The sequence below is a fragment of the Stenotrophomonas genospecies 3 genome (assembly GCF_054473855.1).
The window spans coordinates 24828-50985 of record NZ_JBTMUR010000009.1; the positions used below are offsets into that span (position 1 = coordinate 24828).

Annotated in this window: 20 protein-coding genes and 1 tRNA gene; 10 read left to right on the forward strand and 11 right to left on the reverse strand. The window is 66.5% G+C overall.

Annotated features, from left to right (window positions below; genetic code table 11):
- Nucleotide 1: 1 nt before the first annotated feature.
- The 3 genes from ACX9OT_RS13085 to ubiA all read right to left on the reverse strand — a co-directional run bounded on the left by ACX9OT_RS13085 (nucleotide 2) and on the right by ubiA (nucleotide 3129).
- Nucleotides 2-166, reverse strand: coding sequence for a hypothetical protein (locus tag ACX9OT_RS13085; RefSeq protein ID WP_005414774.1), 165 nt, complete (start codon nucleotides 164-166; stop codon nucleotides 2-4).
- Between the two features lie 272 nt (nucleotides 167-438).
- Nucleotides 439-1863 (reverse strand): short-chain fatty acid transporter, encoded by a 1425-nt coding sequence (locus ACX9OT_RS13090; RefSeq protein WP_180862767.1) that lies wholly within the window; start codon nucleotides 1861-1863, stop codon nucleotides 439-441.
- Nucleotides 1864-2235: 372 nt separating this feature from the next.
- Nucleotides 2236-3129 (reverse strand): 4-hydroxybenzoate octaprenyltransferase, encoded by an 894-nt coding sequence (gene ubiA / locus ACX9OT_RS13095; protein ID WP_049461703.1) that lies wholly within the window; start codon nucleotides 3127-3129, stop codon nucleotides 2236-2238.
- A 149-nt stretch (nucleotides 3130-3278) separates the two neighbouring features.
- Here ubiA and ACX9OT_RS13100 point away from each other — a divergent pair.
- The 3 genes from ACX9OT_RS13100 (at nucleotide 3279) to ACX9OT_RS13110 (ending at nucleotide 4607) form a co-directional block, all read left to right on the forward strand.
- Nucleotides 3279-3355 (forward strand) — tRNA-Arg (locus ACX9OT_RS13100).
- 137 nt (nucleotides 3356-3492) lie between these two features.
- Nucleotides 3493-4197 (forward strand): DUF433 domain-containing protein, encoded by a 705-nt coding sequence (locus ACX9OT_RS13105; protein ID WP_277778687.1) that lies wholly within the window; start codon nucleotides 3493-3495, stop codon nucleotides 4195-4197.
- Entirely contained in the window at nucleotides 4194-4607 is a 414-nt protein-coding gene (locus ACX9OT_RS13110) for a DUF5615 family PIN-like protein (protein WP_033832463.1), read from the forward strand. Before ACX9OT_RS13105 ends, ACX9OT_RS13110 begins: the two co-directional genes overlap by 4 nt.
- A 12-nt stretch (nucleotides 4608-4619) precedes the next feature.
- Here ACX9OT_RS13110 and ACX9OT_RS13115 read toward each other — a convergent pair whose 3' ends face one another.
- From ACX9OT_RS13115 to ACX9OT_RS13130, 4 genes are all read right to left on the reverse strand, one after another.
- Nucleotides 4620-5327, reverse strand: coding sequence for a DKNYY domain-containing protein (locus ACX9OT_RS13115; RefSeq protein WP_277778688.1), 708 nt, complete (start codon nucleotides 5325-5327; stop codon nucleotides 4620-4622).
- A gap of 175 nt (nucleotides 5328-5502) precedes the next feature.
- Nucleotides 5503-6858, reverse strand: coding sequence for a Gfo/Idh/MocA family protein (locus ACX9OT_RS13120; RefSeq protein ID WP_277778689.1), 1356 nt, complete (start codon nucleotides 6856-6858; stop codon nucleotides 5503-5505).
- Nucleotides 6859-6923: 65 nt separating this feature from the next.
- The gene (locus ACX9OT_RS13125) at nucleotides 6924-9899 is read right to left on the reverse strand and encodes a TonB-dependent receptor (protein WP_277778690.1); all 2976 of its coding nucleotides are present in this window, start codon (nucleotides 9897-9899) and stop codon (nucleotides 6924-6926) included.
- Nucleotides 9900-10032: 133 nt separating this feature from the next.
- Nucleotides 10033-13392 carry a TIM-barrel domain-containing protein gene (locus ACX9OT_RS13130; protein ID WP_277778691.1) on the reverse strand — a complete coding sequence of 1120 codons (3360 nt, stop codon included), beginning with the start codon at nucleotides 13390-13392 and terminating at the stop codon, nucleotides 10033-10035.
- 322 nt (nucleotides 13393-13714) lie between these two features.
- On the opposite strand from ACX9OT_RS13130, the gene ACX9OT_RS13135 reads away from it, so the two are divergent.
- The 6 genes from ACX9OT_RS13135 to ACX9OT_RS13160 all read left to right on the forward strand — a co-directional run bounded on the left by ACX9OT_RS13135 (nucleotide 13715) and on the right by ACX9OT_RS13160 (nucleotide 21016).
- Nucleotides 13715-14869, forward strand: a complete 1155-nt coding sequence (locus ACX9OT_RS13135) for an SIS domain-containing protein (protein WP_005411499.1) — start codon at nucleotides 13715-13717, stop codon at nucleotides 14867-14869.
- Nucleotides 14862-15800 carry an ROK family protein gene (locus ACX9OT_RS13140; RefSeq protein ID WP_024958683.1) on the forward strand — a complete coding sequence of 313 codons (939 nt, stop codon included), beginning with the start codon at nucleotides 14862-14864 and terminating at the stop codon, nucleotides 15798-15800. Before ACX9OT_RS13135 ends, ACX9OT_RS13140 begins: the two co-directional genes overlap by 8 nt.
- 16 nt (nucleotides 15801-15816) lie before the next feature.
- Nucleotides 15817-17151, forward strand: coding sequence for a D-tagatose-bisphosphate aldolase, class II, non-catalytic subunit (locus ACX9OT_RS13145; RefSeq protein ID WP_277778692.1), 1335 nt, complete (start codon nucleotides 15817-15819; stop codon nucleotides 17149-17151).
- A 33-nt stretch (nucleotides 17152-17184) separates the two neighbouring features.
- On the forward strand, nucleotides 17185-17961 hold the full coding sequence (locus ACX9OT_RS13150) for a DeoR family transcriptional regulator (protein WP_049461721.1): 777 nt from the start codon (nucleotides 17185-17187) through the stop codon (nucleotides 17959-17961).
- Nucleotides 17958-19085, forward strand: coding sequence for an N-acetylglucosamine-6-phosphate deacetylase (nagA, locus tag ACX9OT_RS13155; protein ID WP_277778693.1), 1128 nt, complete (start codon nucleotides 17958-17960; stop codon nucleotides 19083-19085). Before ACX9OT_RS13150 ends, nagA begins: the two co-directional genes overlap by 4 nt.
- Before the next feature lie 152 nt (nucleotides 19086-19237).
- On the forward strand, nucleotides 19238-21016 hold the full coding sequence (locus tag ACX9OT_RS13160; protein WP_459002486.1) for an MFS transporter: 1779 nt from the start codon (nucleotides 19238-19240) through the stop codon (nucleotides 21014-21016).
- Nucleotides 21017-21067: 51 nt separating this feature from the next.
- Here the strand turns inward: ACX9OT_RS13160 and ACX9OT_RS13165 are convergent, their stop codons facing one another.
- The 4 genes from ACX9OT_RS13165 to ACX9OT_RS13180 all read right to left on the reverse strand — a co-directional run bounded on the left by ACX9OT_RS13165 (nucleotide 21068) and on the right by ACX9OT_RS13180 (nucleotide 24266).
- Nucleotides 21068-21538: a SecDF P1 head subdomain-containing protein gene (locus ACX9OT_RS13165; RefSeq protein ID WP_049461698.1), complete on the reverse strand. Its 471-nt coding sequence runs from the start codon at nucleotides 21536-21538 to the stop codon at nucleotides 21068-21070.
- The gene (locus tag ACX9OT_RS13170; RefSeq protein WP_049461697.1) at nucleotides 21535-22086 is read right to left on the reverse strand and encodes an HdeD family acid-resistance protein; all 552 of its coding nucleotides are present in this window, start codon (nucleotides 22084-22086) and stop codon (nucleotides 21535-21537) included. Before ACX9OT_RS13170 ends, ACX9OT_RS13165 begins: the two co-directional genes overlap by 4 nt.
- A 58-nt stretch (nucleotides 22087-22144) precedes the next feature.
- Nucleotides 22145-22840, reverse strand: coding sequence for a ComF family protein (locus tag ACX9OT_RS13175; protein WP_277778695.1), 696 nt, complete (start codon nucleotides 22838-22840; stop codon nucleotides 22145-22147).
- An 85-nt stretch (nucleotides 22841-22925) separates the two neighbouring features.
- The gene (locus tag ACX9OT_RS13180; RefSeq protein ID WP_277778696.1) at nucleotides 22926-24266 is read right to left on the reverse strand and encodes a chloride channel protein; all 1341 of its coding nucleotides are present in this window, start codon (nucleotides 24264-24266) and stop codon (nucleotides 22926-22928) included.
- 341 nt (nucleotides 24267-24607) lie between these two features.
- On the opposite strand from ACX9OT_RS13180, the gene ACX9OT_RS13185 reads away from it, so the two are divergent.
- Nucleotides 24608-26014, forward strand: coding sequence for a hypothetical protein (locus tag ACX9OT_RS13185; protein WP_277778697.1), 1407 nt, complete (start codon nucleotides 24608-24610; stop codon nucleotides 26012-26014).
- Nucleotides 26015-26158 lie beyond the last annotated feature (144 nt).

A 26158-nucleotide genomic window follows, 5' to 3' on the forward strand; every position in this document is an offset into this window, starting at 1 on the left:
GTCACTCTTCCTCGTCCTGCCCACCCTGCTGCTGGTTGCGCTGGTTGCGCTGCTGCTGTTCCTGCTGCTGTTGCTGCTGCTGGTCGCGGCCACGACCCTGCTGCTGATCCTGCTGGTTCTGCTGGCCCTGCTGCTTCTGGTTCGGGTTCTGGTTCTGCTGTGCCATGTCCGATCTCCAAAGCCACTCGCGGAATGCGGTGGACGTGGCCATCGTCTGCAGCGAATGGTTAATCACGCGTGGGTGGGCGGCTACATCTGTGTGTACGCGTGTGAATGAACGCGCAGAAGCCCTTGTGGCACAAGCGGCTGAAGGATTCATGCGGGTTCGGCATGTGCTCATGCCATCGTCAGCCTGCACGCATTCATGGCGTTCGCCGCCGGAAACACGCGCTGAACAAGGTTGGCTTCCCAACGCACGCAGGGAAGCCAACCCTGCATTCAGGGCATCACGGGCGGCACATAGGCCAGGGTCATGCCCAGCAGCCACAGCAGGCCCAGCACCAGCGGAATGTGCACCAGCAGCTGGATGAAGGTGAAGCCCACGATGTCGCGTGCCTTCAGGCCCAGCACGCCCAGCAGCGGCAGCATCCAGAACGGGTTGATCAGGTTCGGCAGCGCTTCGGCCGCGTTGTAGACCTGCACCGCCCAGCCCAGGTGTGCCTTCAGTTCATTGGCGGCCTGCATCACGTACGGCGCCTCGATGATCCACTTGCCACCGCCGGAGGGCACGAAGAAGCCCAGCACCGCCGAATAGACGCCCATCACCAGCGCGAAGGTATCGGTGCTGGCCACGTGCACGAACAGGCTCGACAGGCGGTGCGCCAGTGTCTGCCCGTCGCCGCCAGCAGCATGGGTGAGGATCATCGCGATGCCACCGTACAGCGGGAACTGGATCAACACGCCGGTGGTGCTGGGCACCGCCTTGGCCACCGCGTTGAGGAAGCTGCGCGGCCGCCAGTGCAGCAGCAGGCCCAGCGAAATGAACAGGAAGTTGTAGGTGTTGAGGTTGGCGATGGCAGTGACCACCGGCTTGCTGGCGAACTCGTTGAACAGCCAGCCGAACGCCAGCAGCGAGAGCAGCACGGTCAGCAGCGGGCTGTATTCCAGCCATTCGCCCGGGCGCGTGCGTCGCTGCAGCGGTTCCGGCTCGGCCTGCGCAGCGCCTGGGAACTCCTCGGCAGTACGCGCACTGCCGGCAGCCGGTGCGGTCAGCCAGGCGATCAGCAGCGAGACCAGGATCAGCACTGCAGTCAGCGCAATCGACTGCCACAGGAAAATGGTTTCGGTGAACGGCAACACGCCGGTGATCTCCACCAGCCCCGGCGGCATGCTGGCCGGGTTGGCCTGCAGCTGTGCGGCCGAGGAACTCAACCCCATGGCCCACACCGCGCCCAGGCCAAGATATGCCGACGCACCGGCGGCGCGGTAGTCCATGCGCAGTTCGGTGCGGCGGGCCAGCGCGCGCACCAGCAGGCCGCCGAACACCAGCGAGAAGCCCCAGCTGAGCAGCGAGGCGAGCATGCTGACCAGGCCCACGTACACCACCGCACCGCGACCGGTGCGCGGCACCCGGGCCAGGAAGTCGATGAAGCGTGCAACCACCGGTGCGGTTGCCACGGCGTAGCCACCGATGACCACGAAGGCCATCTGCATGGTGAAGGGGATCAGGCTCCAGAAGCCGTCACCGAAGGCGCTGGCAGTGGCCTGCGGAGTCGAGCCGAAGCCCATCGCGGCCACCGCGACGATGACCACGCCCAGCACCGCGAACACGTACGCATCGGGGAACCATTTTTCCGCCCAGGCGGCCGAGCGCAGCGCAGCGCGCGCCATCCAGCCGTCCTGTACTGCTGCCGTCGAGGCCATCGCCTACCCTCCCAGGTTCGATGGATCGATTCTGGGCGGTGGGGTGCAGGCTGTCTGCCACCTATTGGTCGTAGGTGGCGGAATGGTAGTGCCGGCCGCTGGCCGGCAACCTCGGGTTCGCGCACGGGTGCAGCCGGCCAGCGGCCGGCTCTACCAAACTCAAGGATCGTCGTAGGTGGCGGAGGCTGGTAGTGCCGGCCGCTGGCCGGCAACCTCGGGATCGCGCACGAGTGCAGCCGGCCAGCGGCCGGCTCTACCAGATCCAAGCATCATCGCAGGTGGTGGAAGGCGGTAGTGCCGGCCGCTGGCCGGCAACCTCGGGATCGCATACGGGTGCAGCCGGCCAGCGGCCGGCTCTACCTCACCTTGGGCTCAACGCAGCGCCAGATCCACGGCGATGCCGGCGAACAGCGCGGCGCCCACCCAGTTGTTGTGCAGGAACGCCTTGAAGCACGGGCCGCGCTCGCGGTTTCGGCAGATCCAGAACTCGTACACCACCAGAACGGTGGCCACCGCCACGCCGGCCAGGTAGTACCCACCCAGCCCGCCGCGTACGCCTACCAGCGCCATGGTGGCCAGGAACAGTGCGTACAACACGCCCTGGATGACCAGGTCGAGGTCGCCGAACAGGATCGCGGTGGAGTGCGAGCCCATCTTCAGGTCGTCCTCGCGGTCGACCATGGCGTACCAGGTGTCGTAGGCGGTGGACCACAGGATGTTGCCGGCGTACAGCAGCCAGCCCAGCATCGGCACCTCGCCCTGCACGGCGGCGAAGGCCATCGGGATGCCCCAGCCAAACGACATGCCCAGGTAGACCTGCGGCAGGTGGGTGTAGCGCTTCAGGTACGGGTAGCTGGCCGCCAGGAACACGCCGATGAAGCTGAGGCCGATGGTCAGCCCGTTCAGGGTCAGCACCAGGCCGAACGCCACCAGCATCAGCACCGCGAACAGGGCGAGCGCGGCGCGGCCGCTGATTGCGCCGGTGGCCAGCGGACGCGCCTTGGTGCGTTCCACGTGCGGGTCGAGCCAGCGGTCGGCGTAGTCGTTGATGACGCAACCGGCCGAGCGGGTCAGCCACACGCCTGCTGTGAACACGAACAGCGTCCACAGCGGCGGCAGGCCGCCAGCAGCCAGCCACAACGCCCACCAGGTGGGCCACAGCAGCAGCAGCGTGCCGATCGGGCGATCAGCGCGCATCAGACTCCAGTAATGCCGCCAACGCGGCGTCGCCGGCGACTGCGGCGAAGTGAGGGGGGTATCAGCCATGGCGATAGGATACTCCTGCCCCTCCGGCAGGGCTTTGCCGGTGGGGGGAGATTTGTTCGGCGAAACTGGATAGAATGCCGGTCCCGCACCGCCTCATGGCGCTGCGATGCCCGCCCCGGCACTGGCCGACGGCGCGGCAGTTCTACAACGCGCCCGTAGCTCAGCCGGATAGAGTAGTGGCTTCCGAAGCCATTGGTCGGGGGTTCGAATCCCTCCGGGCGCGCCATCTTCTTGTCGGCTTCGGCCTGCCAATCACCGGGCAGATTCGCCCGCGCATGTCTCCGTTCTCAGTTTATGAGTCCCGCAGGGCGCAGAATGTGATTCTGTACTCCAGCTCCATTTGGATTGAGTAGACTCGGCGCCATGGGTATCGCCTTGCCAGCACAGGACAGCCTCGGCGTCGGTCTCTATTCCTACGCCGATGCTGCGCGCTTCATTGGCGGCAGCTCGTCGGAACTGCGCCGGTGGCTGAAGGGCTATCAGGGTCGGAAGCACGGGAATCCGGAAGCCCACCCTCCCCTGTGGAAGTCGCAATGGGCCGATTCAGAGATCGACGGCATTGGCTTTCGCGATCTGATCGAGCTGCGCTTCGTCCGCACATTCGTCGCATGTGGCGTGCCACTCAACCTGGTGCGGCGAACCATTGTCGAGCTGAACGAGCGGCTCGGTAAGGAGTACCCCTTCACCAGCACGAGCTTCAAGACTGATGGGCGCCGCATTTTCATGGAGCTCGTGGGCGACAGCGGCGATGCAGCACTGGTGGATGTGGTGAAGCGCCAGGACGTGATGCGCAAGGTCATCGCACCTTCGCTGCGTGACGGCATCGAACTGGGCATCGATGATCGTGCCGAACGATGGTTCCCACTGAAGGGATCCCGTGCGGTGGTATTTGATCCACAGCGCAGTTTTGGTCAGCCCATCCTTGCCGAATCGGGCGTTCCTACCATCGCCATTGTCGAGGCGCTGCGCGCCGAAGGTGGCGACGAGCGTCGCGTGGCCAAGCTGTATGACCTATCTCTGACTGCAGTGAAGAAAGCACTGCAGTTCGAGAATCGAGCCGCGCGTTGAAGGCGCAGATCGATGAGAATCTTCCGCCCGCGCTGGCCCGGGCCATCGACGCCATTGCAGGAACGGACGAACACGAAGTCTTCCACGTAAGGGAGTTCGTGATGCCCGGCACTACTGACCTGGAGCTCTTCGACGCGGCCACCCAGCGTGGCATCCGCGTACACGTTACCCAGGACCATCATCATCGCAAGCCCGCAGAGCGAGAGGCGATCGCACGCCTCGGCCTGACCGTATTCGTTCTGGCCAAGGGCTGGAGCACGTTCAACCACTACGAGCGCGCAGCGCGGCTTCTGGAGTGGTGGCCCAAGATGATGCAGCAGGCCGAACTCGTGCAACCTGGTGCAATGTTCCGCGTACCGCATGCCAGGGCGTCCGGGGGGCGGCTGACGCAGATCAAGGTGTCACGGTAGCCGCTTCGCGCGTCAACCCTCTTCATCCGTGAAACCATGCTGTGCACGCAGCATCGGGTCGGTCTCGATCATGAACATATGGAACAGGTGTTTATGGTCCCGCGACCAGCTCCCCTGCAACAGACGCCACGACGCCACATCTACGCGCGGCAGCTTCCGTTCCAAGTAGTAGACACAGCTGCCATCGCCCGAGAAGTGTCCGTCCAGCAGCCGCCAGCGCGCGTGATCCACGCCGGGCAGAGGCTTCCCGTCGCAGTAGACGCTGCTGTCGTCAACGGCGTACAGCGGGTCCTGCGGGATTGTCTGCAGCAGGTCGCCGCGCAGGCAATGCTTCATGCGTCGGCTGCAGTACCAGCCGCCGTGATCGTCGGCACCGTAGCCGCCGCCCATACTGCGGAAAGTGGCGCAATTGGCTTCGGCCAAGGCTTTCAGCGAAGTCTCGTATTCGAAGTAGACATTGCGCTTGTCCAGCCAGTAATCGCCGCACTGGCGGAAGCTGTCGCGGTCAATCGCAGGCAGGCGGGTCCAGGCGTGGTAGACGGCGTGCGAATCGCGCGCGATGAAATAGTGCTCGGGGATGAACTCGAAACTGGCCGCGTCGGCCTTGCGCAGCAACCGACCCTGGTGGAAGACTTGGCCTTCGTGGATTCGCCAGAATTCGGTGCCGTAGGGGCCGACGAATCGCTGGTCAGGAAGTTCGCTGATCTTCTGCCATGGCATGGTATGGGGCTCCGCCAACGGCGGGGCCGTTAGTTTAATGCGGTCGGCGGGAAAGACAGCCGGGCGTGGGTTCGGCTCTACGGGTGCCAATGCACCGATGCAGACAGCAACGCCGGGCATGGCCCGGCGTTGTGTTCAAAGCAGTCGAGCATGGCTCGACTCTACACAGAGCAGATCAGTACTTCCCATCAAACGCAAAGATCGGCTTGCGCTGCTTCCACGCACCAGCAGTAAAGTCCGGGAACTCCAGGGTCTGGAAGCTGTTGGCGATCGACTGCTCGCTCAGCGGGGTGATCGCGCTCCAGGTCACTGCGTCGTAGATGTCGATCGGCATCGGCGCCTTGGCCTTCAGCGCTTCAACAAAGGCATGGATGACGAACCAGTCCATGCCACCGTGGCCGGCGCTGGCGGCGGTGTCGGCGTTCTGCTTCCACAGCGGGTGCTCGTACTCGTCCTGGTACTTCTTGAACTCTTCCCACTGGTGCGGCGGGCTGCGGCCTTCGATGTGGATCGAATGGTTCACGTCCATCCACAGGCCCTTGGTGCCCTGCACGCGGAAGCCCATCGAGTACGGGCGCGGCAGCGAAGTGTCGTGCTGCAGCAGGATGGTCTCGCCGTTCTCGCAGGCCAGCGTGGTGGTGACGATGTCGCCCAGCTTGAACTTCACCTTGGTGCTGGGGTGGGTGGTGCCACCACTCTTGGCAACGGTGTACTCGTGCAGGCCACGCGCCTTGGTCGCGAAGGCATTGATATGGGTGAAGCGGTTGCCACGGTTGATGCCGGTGTACATCGCGCATGGGCCGATGCCGTGGCTGGGGTACAGCTCGCCGTTGCGTTCCACCGAATGCTCGGTGCGCCAGTGTGCTTCGCTCCAGCCCTTGGGGCCGAATTCCACGCCGCTGTCGTAGGGCTGGTTCGGGTCGCCGGAATTGAACTTCACACCGCGCAGGTCATGCTGGTAGCCGGCCTGCAGATGCACCAGCTCGCCGAACAGGCCCTGGCGCACCATCTGCAGCGCGGCCATCACGTCGCGGCGGTAGCAGACGTTCTCCAGCAGCATGTAAGGGGTACCGGTGCTCAGCTGGGTCTTCAGCACGTCCCAGTGGTCCTGCAGGGTGATGCCGGCCACCACTTCGCAGCCCACGGCCACGCCGGCCTGCATGGCGGCGATCGCCATCGGTGCGTGGTACTCCCACGGCGTGGCGATGATCACGCCATCGATGCCCTTCTGTTCCAGCAGGCGCTTCCAGGCGTTGGTATCGCGGTCCTGGCCGTAGGTCTTCGGCGCGGGCTTGCCGGCCTTGGTCACCATCTCCACGGCGCGTCCGAGCATGATCGGCTCGATATCGCAGACGGCAACCACTTCGACGTCGTCGCGGCGCACCAGCTCCTTCAGCAGCACAAGGCCACGCATGCCGGTACCGATCATGGCCAGGCGCACTTTGCGCCCGCGTGCCCACGCCGGGGTCTGCGGCAGCAGGCTGCTGGCGGCGACAGCGGCACTGGCCGCGATGAATTCCCTACGCTTCATGGCAAACATCTCTCCTCTTGGCAGCGAGCCGGCCGTAGCCGGCCCGCCGGGTCACGCAAACGGAATTACTTGAAACGGTAGCCGATGGTCACACTGTAACCACGACCGAAGATGGTGGCGTAGTCACTGGAGTCACCCAGGAAGCTGTTCGGATCGTAGAACGGCAGGCGGTTGAACAGGTTCTTGACGGTGAAGCTCAGGTTCCACGCGTCATCCGGGCGCCAGGTGACACTCATGTTGGCAGTCCACCACGACGGCGCACCATCGCACTTGCTCTTCTGCAGGGCCAGGTAGCCGCCGGTGCAGGTTTCCTTGTTGTTGCTCACCTCATCAACCTGGTCGGTGGCCCACTTGGTGCCGCCCACGTAGTTGACGAACATGCTGGTGGTCACCTGCTTGTAGGTCCAGTCGGCATTGAGCGTGGCACGCAGGCGCGGGTTGTTGTAGTAGCCGACCACGTCGCCGTAGTACCAGCCGTTCTCCGCATCCATGTAGAAGCGGTTGCGGTTGGCGATGGTGGCGGCCAGGCCGATGTTCAGGTTGCCCCAGTCGCCCAGCGAGAAACGGCTGCGCGCATCGATGTCGAAGCCGTCGATCAGGGTCTTGCCTCGGTTCTTGTACTGGCCCACCACGCTGGCCACGTTGCCGGCCGAATAGCCCGGCAGCACCGACGGGCAGCTCACGCCACTGGCCGGGTCGGCACACATGGCCGCCAGCTGCGCCAGGTTGGCGCGGTCGCTGTCGGTGATCGGCGAGCGCGACATCGAGATGATGTCTTCCATGCGGCGATAGTCCGGCGCGACGATTTCGTTGTTGCGGTAGATGAACCAGTAGTCGGCCGACACCGACAGCCAGCTCGCCGGCTCGTAGACGAAGCCGAGGGTGGCGATCTTCGCCTTCTCCGGCTTCAGGTCCTTGTTCGGCTGGGTCATGCGGGCCACGGTGCGGCTGCAGTCGACGTTCAGCATGTTCTTGCCCAGGTCGACATCACCCGGCCGCTGCGACTTCAGCAACAGGTTCGCGATGGCGTTGGTCTCGTTGCAGCGCAGCTCGTCGCGGAAGCCGCCCAGCTGGGCGAACACGCCGCCATTGCCGGACTCGGCCAGGCTCGGTGCACGGAAGCCGGTGGAGTAGGTACCGCGCAGCATCAGCTGGTCGAACGCCTGGTACTTGAAGCCGATCTTCGGTGCCACGTTGGCACTGAAGTTCGGGTACTTGTCCACGCGCACCGCCGCATCCAGTTCCAGCTTGTCGGTGATCGGCGCCACGGTTTCGGCAAACAGCGCGTAGGTGTTGCGCTTGCCGTCGAACCAGGAACCGCCCTGCTGGGTGATCAGACCGTTGGCGGCGTCGGCGTTGCCCGGAGTGTAGAAGGTTTCGCGGCTGGCGTTGAAGCCGAATGCCGCACGCATCTCGCCGGCCGGCAGCTGGAACAGCGGGCCTTCGATCTTGCCGTCGAGGGTGTGCAGGCGGGTCCACGACTGGATGTCGAAGGTCGGGAACGCTTCACGGATCAGCGCGGCGTTGGCTTCGCTGATCTCGCCGAACTTGTACGCCGGGTGGTCGGAGATGATCACGCGGCCGGTGGTCGGATCGACCGAGTACGGGCCGAACGCCTTCTCGAAGCCCTTGATGTTGACGTTGATCGTCTGGTACGTGGTGGAGTGGGTACCGGCACTGGCGAAGGCAGTCTCCCAGTTCCAGTCACCCCGGTTGCCACGCGCACCGGCCAGCACGCGGTAGCTCTTGTCGGTATTGCGCTGGCCGAAATAGTTCGGGCCGGCATCCTGCAGCAGGTAGTTCAGGCCGACCACACCGCCCATCATCGCCTTCATCTGCGGGCTGGCGTGGTTGTATTCGTTGTTCGGGCCCAGGAACGGGTACAGGAACTGGTTGACGGTGTTGCCGGTATTGCGCGAGAACCAGCTGGTCGGGTTGCCGGTGGTGGTGCCGTAGGTGCGCGGCGTGCCGCCGTTGGCACGCAGGTCGATGTCGGTGTAGGTCGCCTCGGCGAAGATCTCGGTGCTGTCACCGACCAGGAAGGTGCCGTTGAGGTAGGCGGTGTTGCGCTCGGACTTGGCACCGGCGTCGATCTCGTTGTTCATCCAGGTTTCCCAGACGCAACGCGGACCGGCCGCTTCACTGGTCAGCACGTTCCTGCAACCCGGCGCAGCTTCCTGCACACGGCGGCCGGTGACTGGATCGAAGGCGAAGTAAGTGCCCGGATTGAATTCACCCGGCTTGCTGCCCACGCCCAGGCGCAGGTTGTTGAGGTAGTTCGGATTGTTGACGTAGTACTGGTCGGGCCGCTTGTCGTAGAAATCGCTCAGCGGGATCGCGTCGCGGCGGTACATGTTCACCGCGCCGTAGATGTTGAAGCGGTTCTCGGCCAGGTCACCGAAGCCGGCGGTGATGCTGGCCTGGCGTTCGCCGTAGGAGTCGATGCGCGAAGAGGTGTCGTTGGTGAAGCTGACCTCGGCCCCCTGGAAGTTGCGCTTGGTGATCACGTTGATCACGCCGGCCACCGCGTCGGTGCCGTACACCGCCGAGGCGCCGTCGGTCAGCACTTCCATGCGCTCGATGGCCGCGGCCGGGATCGCATCGATGTTGACGAACTGGGTCTGGAAGCCGGCCGGTGCACCGTAGTACGACAGGCGGCGACCGTTCAGCAGCACCAGCGTGCCTTGGGCACCGAGGCCACGCAGATTGGCCTGCGAGGCACCATCGGAACCGGTGAACAGCGAACGCGCGTCCTGCTGCGCCGGGCGGGCGGCGGGCAGGTTGTCGAGCACCTGCAGCAGCGTGCGCGCACCCATGTTCTGGATGTCCTGCTTGCTGATCACCTGCACCGGCGAGGCGGTTTCCACGTCGGTGCGGCGGATGTTGGAACCGGTGACCTCGATGCGGGCCAGGTCGGTGGCCTTGTCCTTGCTCTCCTGGGCGAGGGCAGGAACGGCGACCGACAGCAGCACGCCGGCGATGGCCAGCGACAGCGGAGCGATCGAACGACAGGGGGGGCGGTGGTGGCGGGCGGGCAACATCGGGGTTCTCTCCTGGCAGGGGTGCAGCGCAATAGGTGAGCGCGTGGGCGTTCGGCGGGCAAAACGCTCCCGGGCCACGGCCACGAGGGCCGTAGTCGGAATGGGCGGGGGGAGGAGCGGTGTTACGAGGGGGTCATGGGGCGACGATGCTGGCGGAGTCGCCCTCCTGGCCGATCAGTACGGCATTGGCCCAGTTGGCGCAGACCTGGGCGGGTTGACTGCCCTGCGCACCCAGCGTGCGCAGGCTCAGGGTGGAAAGGCCTCGGATGTCCAGCTCCGGCTTGACCACGCCGGGTGCCTTCACCAGGCCGCTGTCATACAACAGGCGGTTGTCACCCCAGACCTGGAACTGCAGGCCACCGGCGGTGCGGCAGGCGTCGTCGATGCCGAGGTCGGCACGCAGCAGGTGCCAGCCGCCCTGCAGGCGCAGGTCGATGCGGCTGTTGGCGCCGACGCCCAGGCCACGGCGGAACTGCAGGCCGTTCATGCGCATGCCGGCGTCGCCACGGAAGGACTGGTCGGTGCGCACCTGGCTGGCCAGCGCGGCCGGCACCGGCAGCTCGGAGAGATAGCGCTGCCGGGCCGGTCGCTCCGGTTCCTGGTGTTCGAGGATGTGGAAGGTGGACAAGGCGATCGGGCCGACATCGCGCGGCTGCAATGCGTCGAAGGCGCGGGCGCTGCCCTGTGCGGCAATGACCATCGGGTCGGTGCTGCTGGCGCCGTCGCCTTCGGGGTTCTGCACGCTCAGCACGCGGAAACGCAGCAGGCGGCCGGCGTGGGCCGGGAAGTCGATGCGCTGCACGCCTTCCTTCAGCTGCAGGCGGCCGCGGGCGATCGGTTCGCCCCACTCGCCATTGCTGTCGCCCAGGTACACCTCGTAGTCGCGGACCTGGCCGTGCTTCCAGTTCTTGTCGTTGCGCGGCGCGATGTCGATGCCGTCGATCATCCTGCGCTCGCCGAAGCCGATCACCCACTCGTGCGCACCGGTGCGCACGGCCTGGTTGCGCACGCTGCGGAACCAGGTGCCCGGATCATCATCGAAGGCATTTTCCAGCCCATGGCCGGGTTCTTCGGCCGGGCGGTTGACCACCAGCAGGCTGTCGGCCGGCAGTTCGCGGCCCAGCACCGGCGCGGCCGGATAGGCATCGTCGGCGGCCGCGGCAGCCACCGCGAAGTCCAGCTGCAACTGCAGCGGCTGGCGGATGTCCTGGGCGGCGGTGCGCACATGCACGGTGCCACGACGCTCCTTGGCATCGAAGTACCAGCCTTCACTGGCGTTGTTGAACGCAGCGGCATCGGCCAGCGCCGGCAGCGCGCGACCACCGGCCTGCACCGCGCGCGGCGCCTGGCGGCTGAGCACGCGCAGGCCATAACGACGCTGCGCCAGCTGGCCGTTGTACTGGCCCTGCACGGCATCAATCTGCACCTGCACCGGGCCGCTGCCCTGCGCCGGCGCCTGCACGCGGATCTGCTGCGTGCTCGATTCGCCCTGCTGGTAGCGGCGGGTGTTGCCGTCGTCCTCGTACAGCGCGTACTGCGAATCCCCTTGCGGGTACAGGTCGAACGTCACTTCATCCAGAGGCTTCTCGCCATCGAACAGCATCGACGGGTACATCGGCAGGATCGCACCGGCACGCACGAACACCGGCAGCGTGGCCAGGTCCACCTGGCGGTCGAGCTGGCGGCCATCGGCGGCGGCCTGCACGCGGCGGCCGTCCCAGTAGTCGATCCAGCCGCCGGCCGGCAGGTGGATGTCGCGGCGCCAGCCACGGCTGGCGGCCTGGCTGCGGTACACCGGCGCCACCAGCAGGTCGCGGCCAAGCAGGAACTGGTACTTGTAGGTTTCATCCTGCGCATGCGGGTCGCGCGGGTTGTCCCACATCAGGCCGCGGACCGGCGGTGCACCGGTCTGCGCGGCCTCGTGCACCAGCCCGTACATGTACGGGGTCAGGCGCATCTTCAACTTCAGGTAATCGCGGTTGATGCTGCGATAGGGCTCGTCGTACCACCACGGGTGCTTGCGTGCGTTCGACGACCAGCCGCTCATGCCCATCAGCACCGGGGTGAAGGCTTTCCACTGCAGGTCGCGGGTGAAGGTTTCGGCGCTGCCGCCGAAGATCGCATCCACATCGCCACTGGCGTAGGCCATGCCGGACAGGCCCGAACCGACCAGGGTCGGCACGTGCCAGCGGATGTAATCCCAACTGCTGCTCTGGTCGCCGGTCCACGCTACGGCGTAGCGCTGGATGCCGGCCCAGCCCATCACCGTCCACAGGAACGGGCGCGAATCGGAATTGTCGAGGATGCCGTTGAACGCCTGACGGTTGGCGTCCATCGCGAACTGGTAGCCCTTGCCGGTCCAGGCCACGTCCAGCTTCTGCACGCGGCTGCCGGCCTTGCCCACTTCCCAGGCGATCCTGTCGACGCCGTTCTCGGTCCACAGACCGGTGCGGAAGCCGTATTTGGCCAAGCCCTGCACGGTTTCCGGCAGCTTCTTGTAACCGCAGCCGTAGCCATCGTTGGGCAGGATCCAGCCACCGGGCATGTCGTGGGCGCGGTACTGCTTGGCCACCGAGTCGATCACATCCGGCGTGGTGCCGGTGGGGCCGTCACTCCAGCCTTCGGGCACGGTGCCGGGCTTCTTGGCATTGTCACCGTCGTTGTAGCAATCGGCATCGCCGTAGGACAGCGCCCAGCGCGCGACCATGTTCGGGCGGCCAGTCAGCTGGGTGTAGCGCTCGATCAGTTTAGGCAGGTCGGCGCCGACGAAGTAATAGGCATCGAAGCGGTCTTCGCGGTGCAGCAGCGTGGCCTGGTCGGCCTCGCGCAGATCGTAGCTGCCATCGCTCCAGGTGTTGCGCAGCATGCCCCAGCCACGGCTGCTAAGCAGCATCGGTGCAGGGCTGGGGCGGTCGCCCTCTTCCCAGCCGCCGGAGTAGGACACGTCCAGCTCGCGGCCCTTGAACTGGTAACGGCCGTTCTGCTGGCCGCCACCGAAGTAGCCCTCATCAGCCTGCGAGGACAGCACCTGCACGCTCTGCGTGGCATCCAGGTCCAGCGGCTGCAGTTCCTGCCACAGCGCGGTGGGCTGGCCGTTGTCCAGGCGTTCCAGGCGCATGCGCAGCGGCTGCCGCTGTACATGCAGGACCAGTGCATAGGTGCGCACGCGGATTTCCTGTGCGTCTTCTTCCAGCTGCGCCTTCACGTTCGCCTTGGGCTGCGGCAGCACGATCGGTGCGGCCTTGTCGCCGGCACCGGTCAGCGTGCCGTTGCGGCCGGCCTGCACGCGGATGATGTCGGTGGCCGGCAGTTCGATGCGGATGCGCGCGCCCTTGTCGGTCTGCAGGTCCCAGCCCTGCACGCCGTCGCCGCTGGCGCTGGCGGCGACCGAACGCAGGTTGCCGACCGGCTCGGCCTGGGCCGGCATGGACGCCAGCATCAATGCCGGCAACAGGGCCAGCATCAGCGGCGAGCGACGAACGCAGTTTTCCACGCGGACTCCCAACCCGTTCACCGGGCGTTTCGAAAGCGATTGGGCCGACTCTAGGGCAGCGATTCGAAAGATGTCAACAAATTGAAAGGAAAAAGGAAGATATATTCCATTGAAACGAAAGTTGTTGCGACGCAATACTTTGTGTAATCGCTTGCAGTCGCCTGTTAAGCATTGTGCGATAACGCATTCGGCGGATTCTTGCGTTTTCCGACGTGCTCCAGGCAGAGCGAAGTCGGCGTCACATTTTCTTTCTTTTTACTTTCGCTATTTGACATTTCGAAAGAAAACGCAGATGGTGCGCTGGCCCAACTGGAACCTCCGAATGGACGTCACCCTGCTTTCCGATGTGTCCGCCTGGCAGCGCCTTGGCGGAGCCGATACCGCTACCGAAATCGCCCAGCAGCCTGCGCTGTGGGAAGCCCTTGCACAGGACCTGTCGCGTGCCCGCGACCGCCTGCAGGCCTTCCTCGGCGACAGCCTCAACGATCCCAACCAGCGCGTGCTGTTCACCGGCGCCGGCAGCTCCGGCTTCATCGCCGAAATGGTGGCCGACGCGATCAACGCGCAGTGGCCAGCCGATGTGCGCGTGGTGCACACCACCAGCCTGCTGACCCACCCGGCGCTGTACCTGCAGCGCGACCGCCCGACCCTGCTGGTCTCGTTCGGCCGCAGCGGTTCCAGCCCGGAAAGCGTGGCGGCGGTTGACCGCGTGCGCAGCGACGTGGATGACGCGCGCTTCCTCGACATCACCTGCAACGCCGATGGCGAACTGGCCCGCCGTGGCGCCGGCCGTGCCGATACCTGCACCCTGCTGATGCCGTCGGCCAGCTGCGACCGCGCCTTCGCCATGACCAGCAGCCTGACCTGCATGCTGTTGGCCGCGCTGACCGTGTTCGATCGTTCGCCGTGGGATGCGCGCGTGGCGCGCCTGAAGCAGATCGCCGCGCTGGCCCGCGAAGGCCAGGCGCAGTGGGACGCACCGGTGGCGGCGCTGGCGCAGCGCCCGTTCAACCGCATCATCTACCTCGGCAGCGGCCCACTGGAAGCGCTGGCACGCGAGTGCGCGCTGAAGGTGCTGGAACTGACCGCTGGCCGCGTGCTGGCGCTGGCCAACACCCCGCTGGGCTTCCGTCATGGGCCGAAGTCGACGCTGGATGGCAACACCCTGGTGGTGGTGCTGCGCAGCGTGCAGCCGCTGGCGCGCCGCTACGAACAGGACCTGCTGGAAGAACTGCGCCGCGACGGCGTGGCCGGCCAGGTGCTGGCGATCGGCCCGCATTCGGACATCGGCGCCGATGACGAATACACCCTCACCGTGCCGGCACTGGACGACCCGTGGCTGGCGCCGGTGTGGCTGGGCTTCGCGCAGCTGTTCGCGCTGCAGCGCTCGGCCGCGCTTGGCCTGACCCCGGACAACCCGTTCCCGGATGGCACCGTCAACCGCGTCGTCAAGGGCGTCACCATCCACCATGGCTGAGCTGATCGCCCACGCCTGCTACGGCATCGACATCGGCGGCACCAAGATCGAGCTGGTGGCGTGCGATGCGGCGATGCAGGTCACCTGGCGCCGCCGCGTGGCCACCCCACAGGGTGACTACGACGGCTTCCTGCAGGCGGTGGTGGCGCTGGTGGCCGAGGCGGACGCCGCCCTCGGCCGCAGCGATGCGGCCATCGGCATCGCCCTGCCCGGCGTGCGTGACCGCCGCAGCGGCCGCCAGCTCAGCGCGAACGTGCCTGCACTGACCGGCCAATGCGTGGCGCAGGATCTGCAGGCGCGCCTGCAGCGCCCGCTCCACTTCGGCAACGATCTGCAGTGCTTTGCCCTGTCTGAAGCGCACGGCGGCGCGGCTGACGGCTACCCCAGCATGTTCGGCGCCATCCTCGGCACTGGTGCCGGCGGCGGCTTCTGCCTGCACGGCCGGCTGCTGTCCGGCTTCAACGGCCTGGCCGGCGAATGGGGCCACTGGAGCGTGCCCGGCCACCTGCTGCAGCGCCACGGCCTGCCGCTGCTGGACTGCGGCTGCGGCCTGCAGGGCTGCGTGGAGCGCTATGTGTCCGGCAGCGGTGTGGCGATGATCGAGCGCCACCTCGGTGGCAGCGCCGCCGACGCCAGCGCCGTGATCGCCCTGGCCGAAGCCGGCGATGCACGTGCGCGCAAGGCGTTGGACATCCACCGCGATCTGCTTGGCCACAGCCTGGCCGCGCTGGTGCTGGCGCTGGACCCGCACGTGATCGTGCTCGGCGGTGGCCTCTCGCAGTACGCGCCGCTGTACCAGCAGCTGCCGTCGGCCATCGCTGCCCATCTGTTCAACGGCGTGCAGGTACCGCCGATCGTGCCGCCGCGCTTCGGCGATGCCGGTGGCGCACGTGGTGCCGCCCTGCTCGCCTGCCAACCCTCGTTTTCCTGATGTCCGGAGCCTGACCATGTCCCCGTTGCAGACCCTGCTTGCCTCCCACCGCGCCGGTGCCAACGTCGGCCTGTACAGCGTCTGCTGCAGCAACGAGCAGGTGCTGCGCGCGGCCATGCACGTGGCGCTGGCACACGGCACCGTGCTGCTGGTCGAGGCCACCTCCAACCAGGTCGATCAGTTCGGCGGCTATACCGGCATGACCCCGCCGCAGTACCGCGACTACGTCGGTACCCTGGCCGATGAGGAAGGCTTCCCGCGCGAGCGGCTGATCCTCGGCGGTGACCACCTTGGCCCGAATGCCTGGCAGAAGCGCCCGGCTGCCGAAGCGATGACCCACGCGCGCGTGCTGATCGAAGCCTACGTCGCCGCCGGTTTCCACAAGATCCATCTCGACTGCAGCATGTCCTGCGCCGATGACCCGGTGCCGCTGCCCGATGCCATCGTTGCCGCACGCTCGGCCGAGCTGGCCGAGATCGCCGAACGCACCGCCGCCGAACACGGCCTGCCGCCGCCGGTCTACGTGATCGGTACCGAGGTGCCGATTCCCGGTGGAGAAGCCTCGCTTGCCGAGGGACTGCAGGTGACCACGCCGGCCGCCGCCGCGCAGACCCTGGCCATCCACCAGCAGGCGTTCGACACGCCGCAGCTGCGTGATGCGTGGCAGCGCGTGATCGCGATGGTGGTGCAGCCGGGCGTCGACTTCGACCACAGCAGCGTGCACGAATACGACCCGGCCGCCGCCAGCACGCTGGCCGACTTCCTGGAACAGCAGCCACGCATCGTGTTCGAGGCGCACTCCACCGACTACCAGCGCGAAAGCGGCCTGCACGCGCTGGTGCGCGACCACTTCGCCATCCTCAAGGTCGGCCCGGCGGCGACCTTCGCCTACCGCGAAGCGCTGTTCGCGCTGGCCGCGATCGAGGCAGAACTGCTGCCGGCCGCACAACGCTCGCGCCTGCCGCAGATGCTGGACGAGGTGATGGTGGCGCAGCCGAAGTACTGGCAGTCCTACTACCAGTGCGATGGGGCAGCGCTGCGCCTGCTGCGCAGTTACTCCTTCAGCGACCGCTGCCGCTACTACTGGGGCGAGCCGGCGCTGGTACAGGCGGTGCAGACCCTGTTCGCCAACCTGGAACAGCACGCGCCGCCGCTGGTGCTGCTCAGCCAGTACCTGCCGGAACAGTACCGCGCCGTGCGCGAAGGCACCCTGGCCAACACCCCCACCGCACTGGTGCAGCACCGTATCGGCCTGTGCCTGGGTGAGTACGCCCGTGCCTGCAGCGCCAACCAGGCCGGAACCCGCTCGCACCACGCAGGTTCGGCTGCCGCCGTTGCTGCGAACGGCTAATCTCTACCTTTCCCCGCGACACCGAGAATGGCCATGCGCAACACCCGCTCCCGCCGGCAACAGATCCTGCAGCTGCTGATCGAGCACGGCTCGGTGCAGGTGGCCGATCTGGTCGAGCGCTTCGGCGTGTCGGCGGTGACCATCCGTGCCGACCTGACCCATTTCGAATCGCAGGGCCTGGCCAACCGTACCCACGGTGGCGCCACGCTGGTGCGCACGCCGCCGCAGGAACAGGACATCCACGAAAAGGACGCACTGAACCTGCCGCTGAAGGAATCGATCGGCGCGTGTGCCGCGCGCCTGGTACGGCCTGGTGACAACATCATCATCGACTCCGGCTCGACCACGATGACCCTGGCCCGCCACCTGCGCACGCAGCGCGACGTGACGGTGATGACCAACGGGCTGAACATCGCCTGGGAACTGGCCAACGCGGCCGGCATCAACGTGCTGCTGACCGGCGGCCTGTTGCGCCAGCAGTCGCTGTCGCTGCAGGGCAGCCAGGCCGAAGCCAGCCTCAATTCGTACAGCTTCGACACCCTGTTCCTGGGTGTGGACGGCCTGGACCTGCAGTTCGGCCTGACTACCCACGATGAAGCCGAAGCCCGCCTCAACCATCGCATGGTCGAGCGTGCGCGCCGTATCGTGGTGCTGACCGACGCCTCCAAATTCGGCCGCGTCAGCCTGCATCGCATCGCCCTGCTGGATCAGATCCACGCCATCATCACCGACGCCGGCATTGACGATGCAACCCGTGAGGGGCTGCAGCGGCTGGGCATCGAAGTGATCATCGCCGAGCCCACCGCATGACCGACAGCCGATCCCTGCATGGCCGCATCCTCACTCCGCTGGGTTGGCGGCGTGGCCACGTCCACTTCGATTCGCAGGTGCGCCAGCTGCAGGTGGATGACCACAGCGGCGCTGACGACCTGCAGCTCCCGGTGATCCTGCCCGGCTTCATCGACCTGCATGTGCATGGCGCGGCCGGCGTGGACCTGATGCAGGGCGGCGACGTGGCGCGCACCATCGCCCGCACCCATCTGCGCTTCGGTACCACCACGCTGCTGGCGACCACCATGACCGCCGGGCTCAACGAGATCGAGCACGCGCTGCTTGGCGTGGCCGCCACCATGGCGGCACCCGACGCCGAGGCCGCCTGTATTGCCGGCGTGCATCTGGAAGGGCCGTTCATCAGCCCGCAGCGGCTGGGCGCGCAGCCCAACCGCACCATCGAGGCGACGCTGGCGCTGGTACAGCAGCTACACGCGCTGGCGCCGATCCGGGTGATGACGCTGGCCCCGGAGATCGGCGAGCACACCGCGCTGATTCCCGCGCTTTCGGCAATGGGCATCCGCGTGCAGCTTGGTCACAGTGCTGGCACCTACGAGGAAGGCGTGGCCGCGCTGCAGGCCGGTGCCTCCGGCTTCACCCATCTGTTCAACGGCATGACCGGCGTCGATCACTATCGCCCGGGCATTGCGGCGGCGGCACTGGCGCATGCGCAGTACGCCGAGATCATTCCCGACCTGCAGCACATCCACCCCGGCGTGATCCGCCTGGCCGCGCGCGCGATTCCGCGCCTGTACGCGGTGACCGACGCCACCGCCGCCACCGGCATGCCCGATGGCGAGTACGCGCTGGGCGAACAGCGCGTGCACAAGTGCGGCGGCTGCGTGCGCCTGGCGACCGGTTCGCTGGCAGGTAGTGCACTGACCATGGACCAGGCGCTGCGCAACTTGGTGCACGTGGGCCTGGAGCTGGCCGATGCCTCGCAGCGTGTTTCCACCTTCCCGGCGGACTACCTGGGCCTGGACGATCGCGGCCGCATCGCGCCCGACGCCCGCGCCGACCTGGTGGTGCTGGACGCCGAGCTGCGCCTGCAGCAGGTGGTGGTTGGTGGGCGCGTGGTCGATTTGAACGCTGCAAACGCCTGACGTGCCGCCGCTCCTTAACGCCGGAAATGCCTGACGCACCGCCTTTGTAGAGTCGAGCTTGCTCGACTGCTCTGCCGCGCCCCGCACGGTCAGTCGAGCAAGCTCGACTCTACGAAGGCAATCCGCACCGAAACGCCTCCTGGGATATGCCGATGACCGCAAGCACCGCTCCGCGCTGGCCCGTACGCTACCTGCTCTTCATCGGCGGCCTCGGTGGCCTGCTGTACGGCATCGACATCGGCATCATCGCCGGCGCCCTGCCCTACCTGGAGGCAACGGCCAGCCACGCCTGGCAGCTCAGCAGCCAGCAACTCGGCTTCGTCGTCGCGGCAGTGCTGCTCGGCAGCGTGCTGTCCTCGCTGTTCGCCGGCATGATTGCCGACCTGATCGGCCGCCGCGGTGCGATGCTGCTGGCCGGCCTGCTGTTCACTGCCTCGATCCCGATCATGGCACTGGCGTCCGGCTACACGCCCCTGCTGCTCGGCCGGCTGCTGCAGGGCATCAGTGGCGGCCTGATCGGCGTGGTGATTCCGCTGTACCTGGCCGAAGTGCTCAGCCCCGAGCGACGCGGGCGCGGCGCGGCCATGTTCCAGCTGCTGCTGACCGTTGGCCTGGTGCTGGCTGCCCTGATCGGCCTCTACCACGCCCACGCCGTGGATGCCGCCGCCGAAGCCGTGCGCTCACTGCCGGTCGCGCAGCAGGCGCAGGAGCTGTTCACGGTGAAGGACCACGCCTGGCGCACCATCTTCTGGACCTGCCTGGCGCCGGGCCTGCTGTTCTGCGCCGGCATCTTCTGGTTGTCCGAATCGCCGCGCTGGCTGGTGCGTCGCGGCCGCATCGATGATGCGCGCCGCAGCCTGCAGCGCGTGCTGCCCGCTTCGGAGGTGGAGCCGACGCTTGCACAGATCCAGGCACCGGAATCGAGCAGCGGCAGCGGCAAGCGCGACCCGCTGCTCAGCCGCCGCTACGTGGTGCCGTTCCTGCTCGCCTGCGTAGTGCTGGCCTGCACCCAGGCCACCGGCATCAACTCGGTGCTGGCCTACGCGGTGAACATCCTCAACCAGGCCGGCCTGTCCGGCTCGGTGGCCAACGGTGCCGACGTGGCGATCAAGCTGCTCAATGCGGTGATGACCGTGGTCGCGCTGCTGCTGGTCGACCGCAAGGGCCGCAAGTTCCTGCTGATGCTCGGCAGTGGCGGCATCTGCGTGGCCCTGCTGGCCGCCGCCACGCTGTTCTTCCAGGCCGAACGCGGCCGCACCGACGTGCAGCCGCAGCTGCAGGCGGCGGTCAGCGGCGATGGGCTGCAACTGGTACTGGATGATGCGCAGTGGCAGCGCCTTGGCGCTGGCATCGACAGCGAAGGCCGGCCATTGCAGCTGACCGTGTCGTATGCCTATGGCGACTTCACCAATGTGCGCGCCCTGCGCAGCGACAACCTGACCGACCGCGAGCTGCGCATCGAGCGTGCCGGCACCGTGCAGCCGGACAGCGTGATCGGCGCGTTCTTCCGCAAACTGCATCTGAACCCGTTCGCCGATCCGGCCGCTGCAGCGCAGGCACCGCTGCGTATCGAGCAGGCCCGCATCGGCCCGGTGCCGCCACCGGCACACGGCTGGGCAGTGGCCGCCTGCATCCTGGTGTTCGTCGCATTCTTCGCGGTCGGCCCCGGCGTCTGCGTATGGCTGGCACTGTCGGAGCTGATGCCGAACCGCATCCGCTCCAACGGCATGAGCATCGCGCTGCTGATCAACCAGTTCGTGTCGACCACTATCGCCGCGATCTTCCTGCCCACGGTGGGCCACTATGGCTACGCCAGCATGTTCGTGTTCTGGGCGGCGTGCACCTTCGTGTTCTTCCTGGTGGCCGCGTTCTGGCTGCCGGAGACCAAGGGCAAGTCGCTGGAAGAAATCGAAGCACGGTTCGCCCGGTAGCGGTCGACCTGGGTCGACCTCCGCGCGCAGCGCGGGTTCATGGCGCGCCCGTCATTCGCCAGTGATGTGCTTCGCCAGCTCCCGCGCCTCGGCAACGCTGGACAAGCCGCTCAGCATCATCGATTCGCCGAACGGTCCCTGCACCGTCGCCACCATCAGCACGCGGCCATCCACGCTGAGCGCCGCACGCTGGCCCACCAAGGCAGCGGTGCCATCGTGGATGCGCTGATGTGCCTCCGGCCGATAGCGGATCTGCAGGCCCGGCTGCTTGCCTTCATCCAGCACATAGCGCACATCGGCAATATCCGCGCTGCCGGCAATCGGGGGCTCGCGCAGGGCGAGGGTCTCGCCCTGCCACTGCACCGATGTGCCCTTGCCGGCTGCATCGACCGCACTCAGGCGCACATCCACGCCGGGGCGTGGTGCATGATCCTTGCCTGCCAAGACACCGGGTGTGGCGCCCGGCATACATCCGGTCAGGATCAACGCCATGCCCAGCAACAGGGGAAGCGCAGCCCTCACTTCAACTTCCGCAACTTGAATGCCACCAGCACCTGCAGCAGCCCATACAGCAGGCTGCCAATGCCAATCCACAGCGTGGTCACTGCCACACCCGCATACGGGTTGGCCGCGAACAGCACGCCCAGCACCACCGCCAGCACGCCACTGAGGATCAGCAGCCACTCGCCCTGGATCTGCTTGCGCACGCGGATCGCGAACACGATGCGATAGATGCCGGCCACCAGCAGCCACGCTGCCAGGAACAGCACCAGCACGCTGGCGGTGGCCAGCGGATTGATCACCGCCAGGATGCCGAAACCCAGCGAGGCGATGGCATACAGCGCCAGCCAGCCGCGCGAGGCACCGCTGCCGCCGCTGACCAGTGCGAACAGGCTGATGACACCTTCAACGATGGCCATCACACCCAGCGTCCATGCCAATGCCATGGCTGCAGACAGCGGCCAGCCGATGGCAACGATGCCGAAACCCAGTGCGACGAGCCCGTACAGCAGCAGGATCCACCAGCTGCGCCCAACCGCCGACAACAGGGGAGACAAGGGGGAATTCATGGCCACTCCTTCGATCCGGAACCGGGCTCATCCTAGCCCCTGGTGATGAAGAGGGCGATCACGGCGCCCGCGCGCAGACCCATACCCGCACCTCGTCCGCTCCCACCCACCGCAGCGTCTCCGCAACCTCCATCACCGTGCTGCCGGTGGTCATCACATCGTCCACCACGGTCAGTCGCGGCGGCACCGGACCACGTACATCGAACGCATCGAACAGGTTTTCCCTGCGCTGTTCGGCCGTACGCTCAGACTGCGGCGCGGTATGCCGCCGCCGGTACAGCCCCTGCCAGACCGGCATCGGCAGCAGGCGGCACAGTTCTGCCGCCTGGTTGTAGCCGCGCTGGCGCAGGCGGCGCCGGTGCAGCGGTACCGGCACCAGCGGTAGGCATGACCACGGCGGCGGTGCGCGCTGCATCAACTGCGCCAGCAGGCGACCGGCGGCGAGATCCTGATGGAACTTGTAGCGCACCAGCAGCTGGTCGACCGGCGGCAGGTACAACAAGCTGGCATGGGTAGCGGCCTGCGGTGGCGCTTCCTCGCGGCAGCTGCCGCAGACGATCAGGGCGTTGTCGGGCAGCGGCAATGCGCAGCGCAGGCAGGCGCGGCCGGCCCACGGCAGCTCGGCAAGGCAGGCGCGGCACAGGTCAAGATCATCGTGGCCCGGGTCGTTGCAGACCAGGCAACGCAGTGGCAGCAGAACGCGAAGCAGCGCGTGAGGGACAGTGCTTGCCGTGTGCAGGAAGTTGATGCGCATGCGCCAGCCTTCCATCGCTGCGTCAGCTTCACCATCAGCGGACCGCGTGCTGCAGTGTCAGCGCTATCTGTTACCGCGCCGCCCTTCAGGGCGCGCGTTCGCGATCCCCAGCATCCGACGGCGCCACGACGGGCATCATCAACACCTCCGCCAGACCACGATAGATCGGCACGCGGCACACCAACCCGGACACGCCGCGCGCGATCAGCACCGTGGCCAGGATCGGCAGCAGCAGATCGCCGCTGTCGGTCAGCTCCAGCGAGATCACCGCGGAGGTCAGCGGTGCCTGGGTGACGCCGGTCAGATAGGCACACATGCCCAGCAGCACGAACGCACGCGGATCCACACCCGGCATCAGCACCGCCAGGTTGTGGCCGAGGCCGGCACCGACCGCCAGCGCCGGCGAGAACAGGCCACCGGGGATGCCCGCCACGTAGGACGCCAGATTCGCCAGCAGCTTCATCAACCCGAACTCGTGACCGACCATCGCCTGCCCCTGCACCAGACTGCGCGCCTGCTCGTAGCCGGTGCCGAACGCGCCTTCGCCGAACGTCAACGCCAGCGCCACCACCACCAGGCCGCAGCCTGCAGCCAGCAGCACGGGATGCCGCTGCCGCAGTTGCCCGAGCCAACGCGGGCGGCCCGCCGCACTCGCCAGCACCGCACGCGCGAACAGGCCTCCCAGCAACCCGGCCACCACGCCACACAGCAGGATCGCCAGCCAGCCCTGGCCCAGCGGCAGGCGTGCGCTTACATGGCCGAAGTAGGTGTAGTTGCCCAGCAGGCCAAGCGACACCACGCCACCGACGATCACCGCGGTCAGCAGGGTGCCGGAGAAGCGATGCTCGAAACGGCCGCTGAGCTCTTCGATGGCGAAGACGATACCCGCCAGCGGTGTGTTGAACGCCGCCGCAATGCCGGCAGCACCACCGGCCAGCAGGAAGTGCGAGAGCTCGTGCGGGTCCTTGAAGCCGAACCAGCGGCCGAACAGGTACATCAGGCTGGCGCCCACATGCACCGTCGGGCCCTCGCGCCCGACCGACGCGCCGCCCAGCAGCGACAACGAGGTCAGCAGCAGCTTGCCCGCCGAGACCGCAGGCGAAAGATTGACCTTCCGGAACGGCTCATCGGGCTTGTCCAACGCAGCGATGACCTGCGGAATACCGCTGCCCCGCGTGGGTTTCAGCACACCGGAAGTGAGCCAGGCCAGCAGCGCGAAGATGCCCGGCGTCAGCAGCAGGGCCCACCACGGCGAGTGCGCGGTGATGCGCTGGAACAGATGGAAGGCCGCGTCACTGGCCTTGGCGAACAGGATGGCCACCAGCGCCACGGCCACGGCGCCGCCCCAGAGCGCGGCACGGCGACGCCAGGCCTCGCTGAGAACCAGCGCGGTGATGCGGCCGCGGAGGCGATGGAGATCGGTCATGGGGCAGAGTCTGCGCGCCAGCGCTTTGGTTGGGCAGCGGCCACTGTGGCTGAAGGCCTTGCAGGATGTGGTGAATACGCTCACGCACCGGGAACCGCATGCTTTGGCAGCAATGGCACGCCGTCCCACATGCGTGAAGGCCGGCCGATTCCTACCGGGTTCGTCCACCGCGCCTCGTGGAGGTAGCATTGCAGCCGCTGCCCTCTGGGGAGGGGTGCAGCTCCGCCGGCAACGAAAGGCCGCCACCGCTCGTCATCGCGGTAGCGCTTGCCAGCACCTGCGTGCCGACATCTGCGTGAATTGCTTCGTTCTCGACATCCTCAATGACAATGGAGTGTGAGATGAATGCCTACGACCCGCTGGATCACATCATCCATCTTCGTGATGGCACGTTGCAGGAATCAGACCTTCGCCGGATTGTCGGTCGCGCGCTGCAGGCCAGGTCACCTTCCGGAATCGTCATCCATGTACATGGCGGCCGCGTTTCGCAGAAGCGTGGACGGCGCATCGCAGAAACCCTGCATGACCCCTATGTGCGGGCACAGGCCTATCCCTTGTTCTTCGTCTGGGAAACGGGTGACATCGAAGCTCCGTTGAACAACCTGGGCGAGATCCTGGGTGCAGTACTCGCCAAACTGCTCTTCAGGAAAGTCCAGAACAAGATTCTGGAAAAGCTCGGCGGTGAACAGGCGTTCACGCCCGGCATGAAGATCCTCAACGCCGCGCCACCCGACGAGGATAGCCTTTCGGCAGATCTCGCACAGGAGTTCGCTGAAGATCCCGAGGTGAACCAGGCCCTTGCCGAGGCCCGGGAGGATTACAGGGAGGCGACGCTGACGCCCGTAAACAAGATGCTGGCACATGAACCGCCAGCCGAACACGCGGCCATCGTCAACGAGCGCACGGCAATGGAACTGTTTGGCACTCCGTCACCCAACAAGGCCGTAGCATTGAACTGGATCGCGCTGGCCATCAAGGTGGCCAGACTGGTGATACGCGTATGGCAACGCCAGCACAGTGGCCGGGGCCGGCCAGGTGCCGTCTCCGCCGTGATCGTGGAAGAAGTACTGCGAGAGTTCTATCTCGATGACGTGGGGCGCATCGGCTGGTGGAATCCCATGAAGAAGGATGCACAGGATTCATTCGACGGCCCGGCATCGGGTGGCGTCAGATTCCTGCGCGAGCTGCACAGGCAGTTGCAGTCCGAAGCCTCTGTTCCCCGCATCACGCTCGTCGGCCACAGCGCCGGCAGCATCTTCCTGTGCGAGCTGTTGGACCAGGCAGCGCAGATCCTTCCGGATCTGACGTTCGACCTTATTCTCGAAGCGCCTGCGGTGACGTGTCGTCGGTTCGCGCATGCCATCTCGAAGCACGAGAACCGCATCGGGAGGTTCCGGCAATTGGCGATGAGGGATGCCGACGAAGCCAGCGAGCGTTCACTGTTCTTTCCCGGTTCGCTGCTCTACATCGTGTCCAACATCTTCGAAGATGCCGCCGACGAGCCTCTGCTCGGCATGGAACGCTTCTTCACCCGGGAGAGCGTCTATAGCAACTCTGCGGCGTGGGCAGACATCTCGGCCTGCCAGGCGTTCTTCGCCCGGAAAGGAGAAAGCGCGGTGAGCTGGTGGACCCTTGATGACCTCAATGCCGACCAGCGCGAAGGTTGGGGCCACGGCTACTTCGATGACGGTCCCTTCATCCTCGGCAAGGTGACCGCGTTGATCAGCGAAACACCGCACACGCCTTGATGCCGATCACTTTTCGCGCTCGACGACAGAAGCAACGCTCCGGGCGGGATCGCCCGGAGTGCAAACACTGTAAACCATGTGAACATAAATATTGTTGACAGCCTGCGCACGCCCACCCACACTGCCGCCCTCGCTCCACTCGTA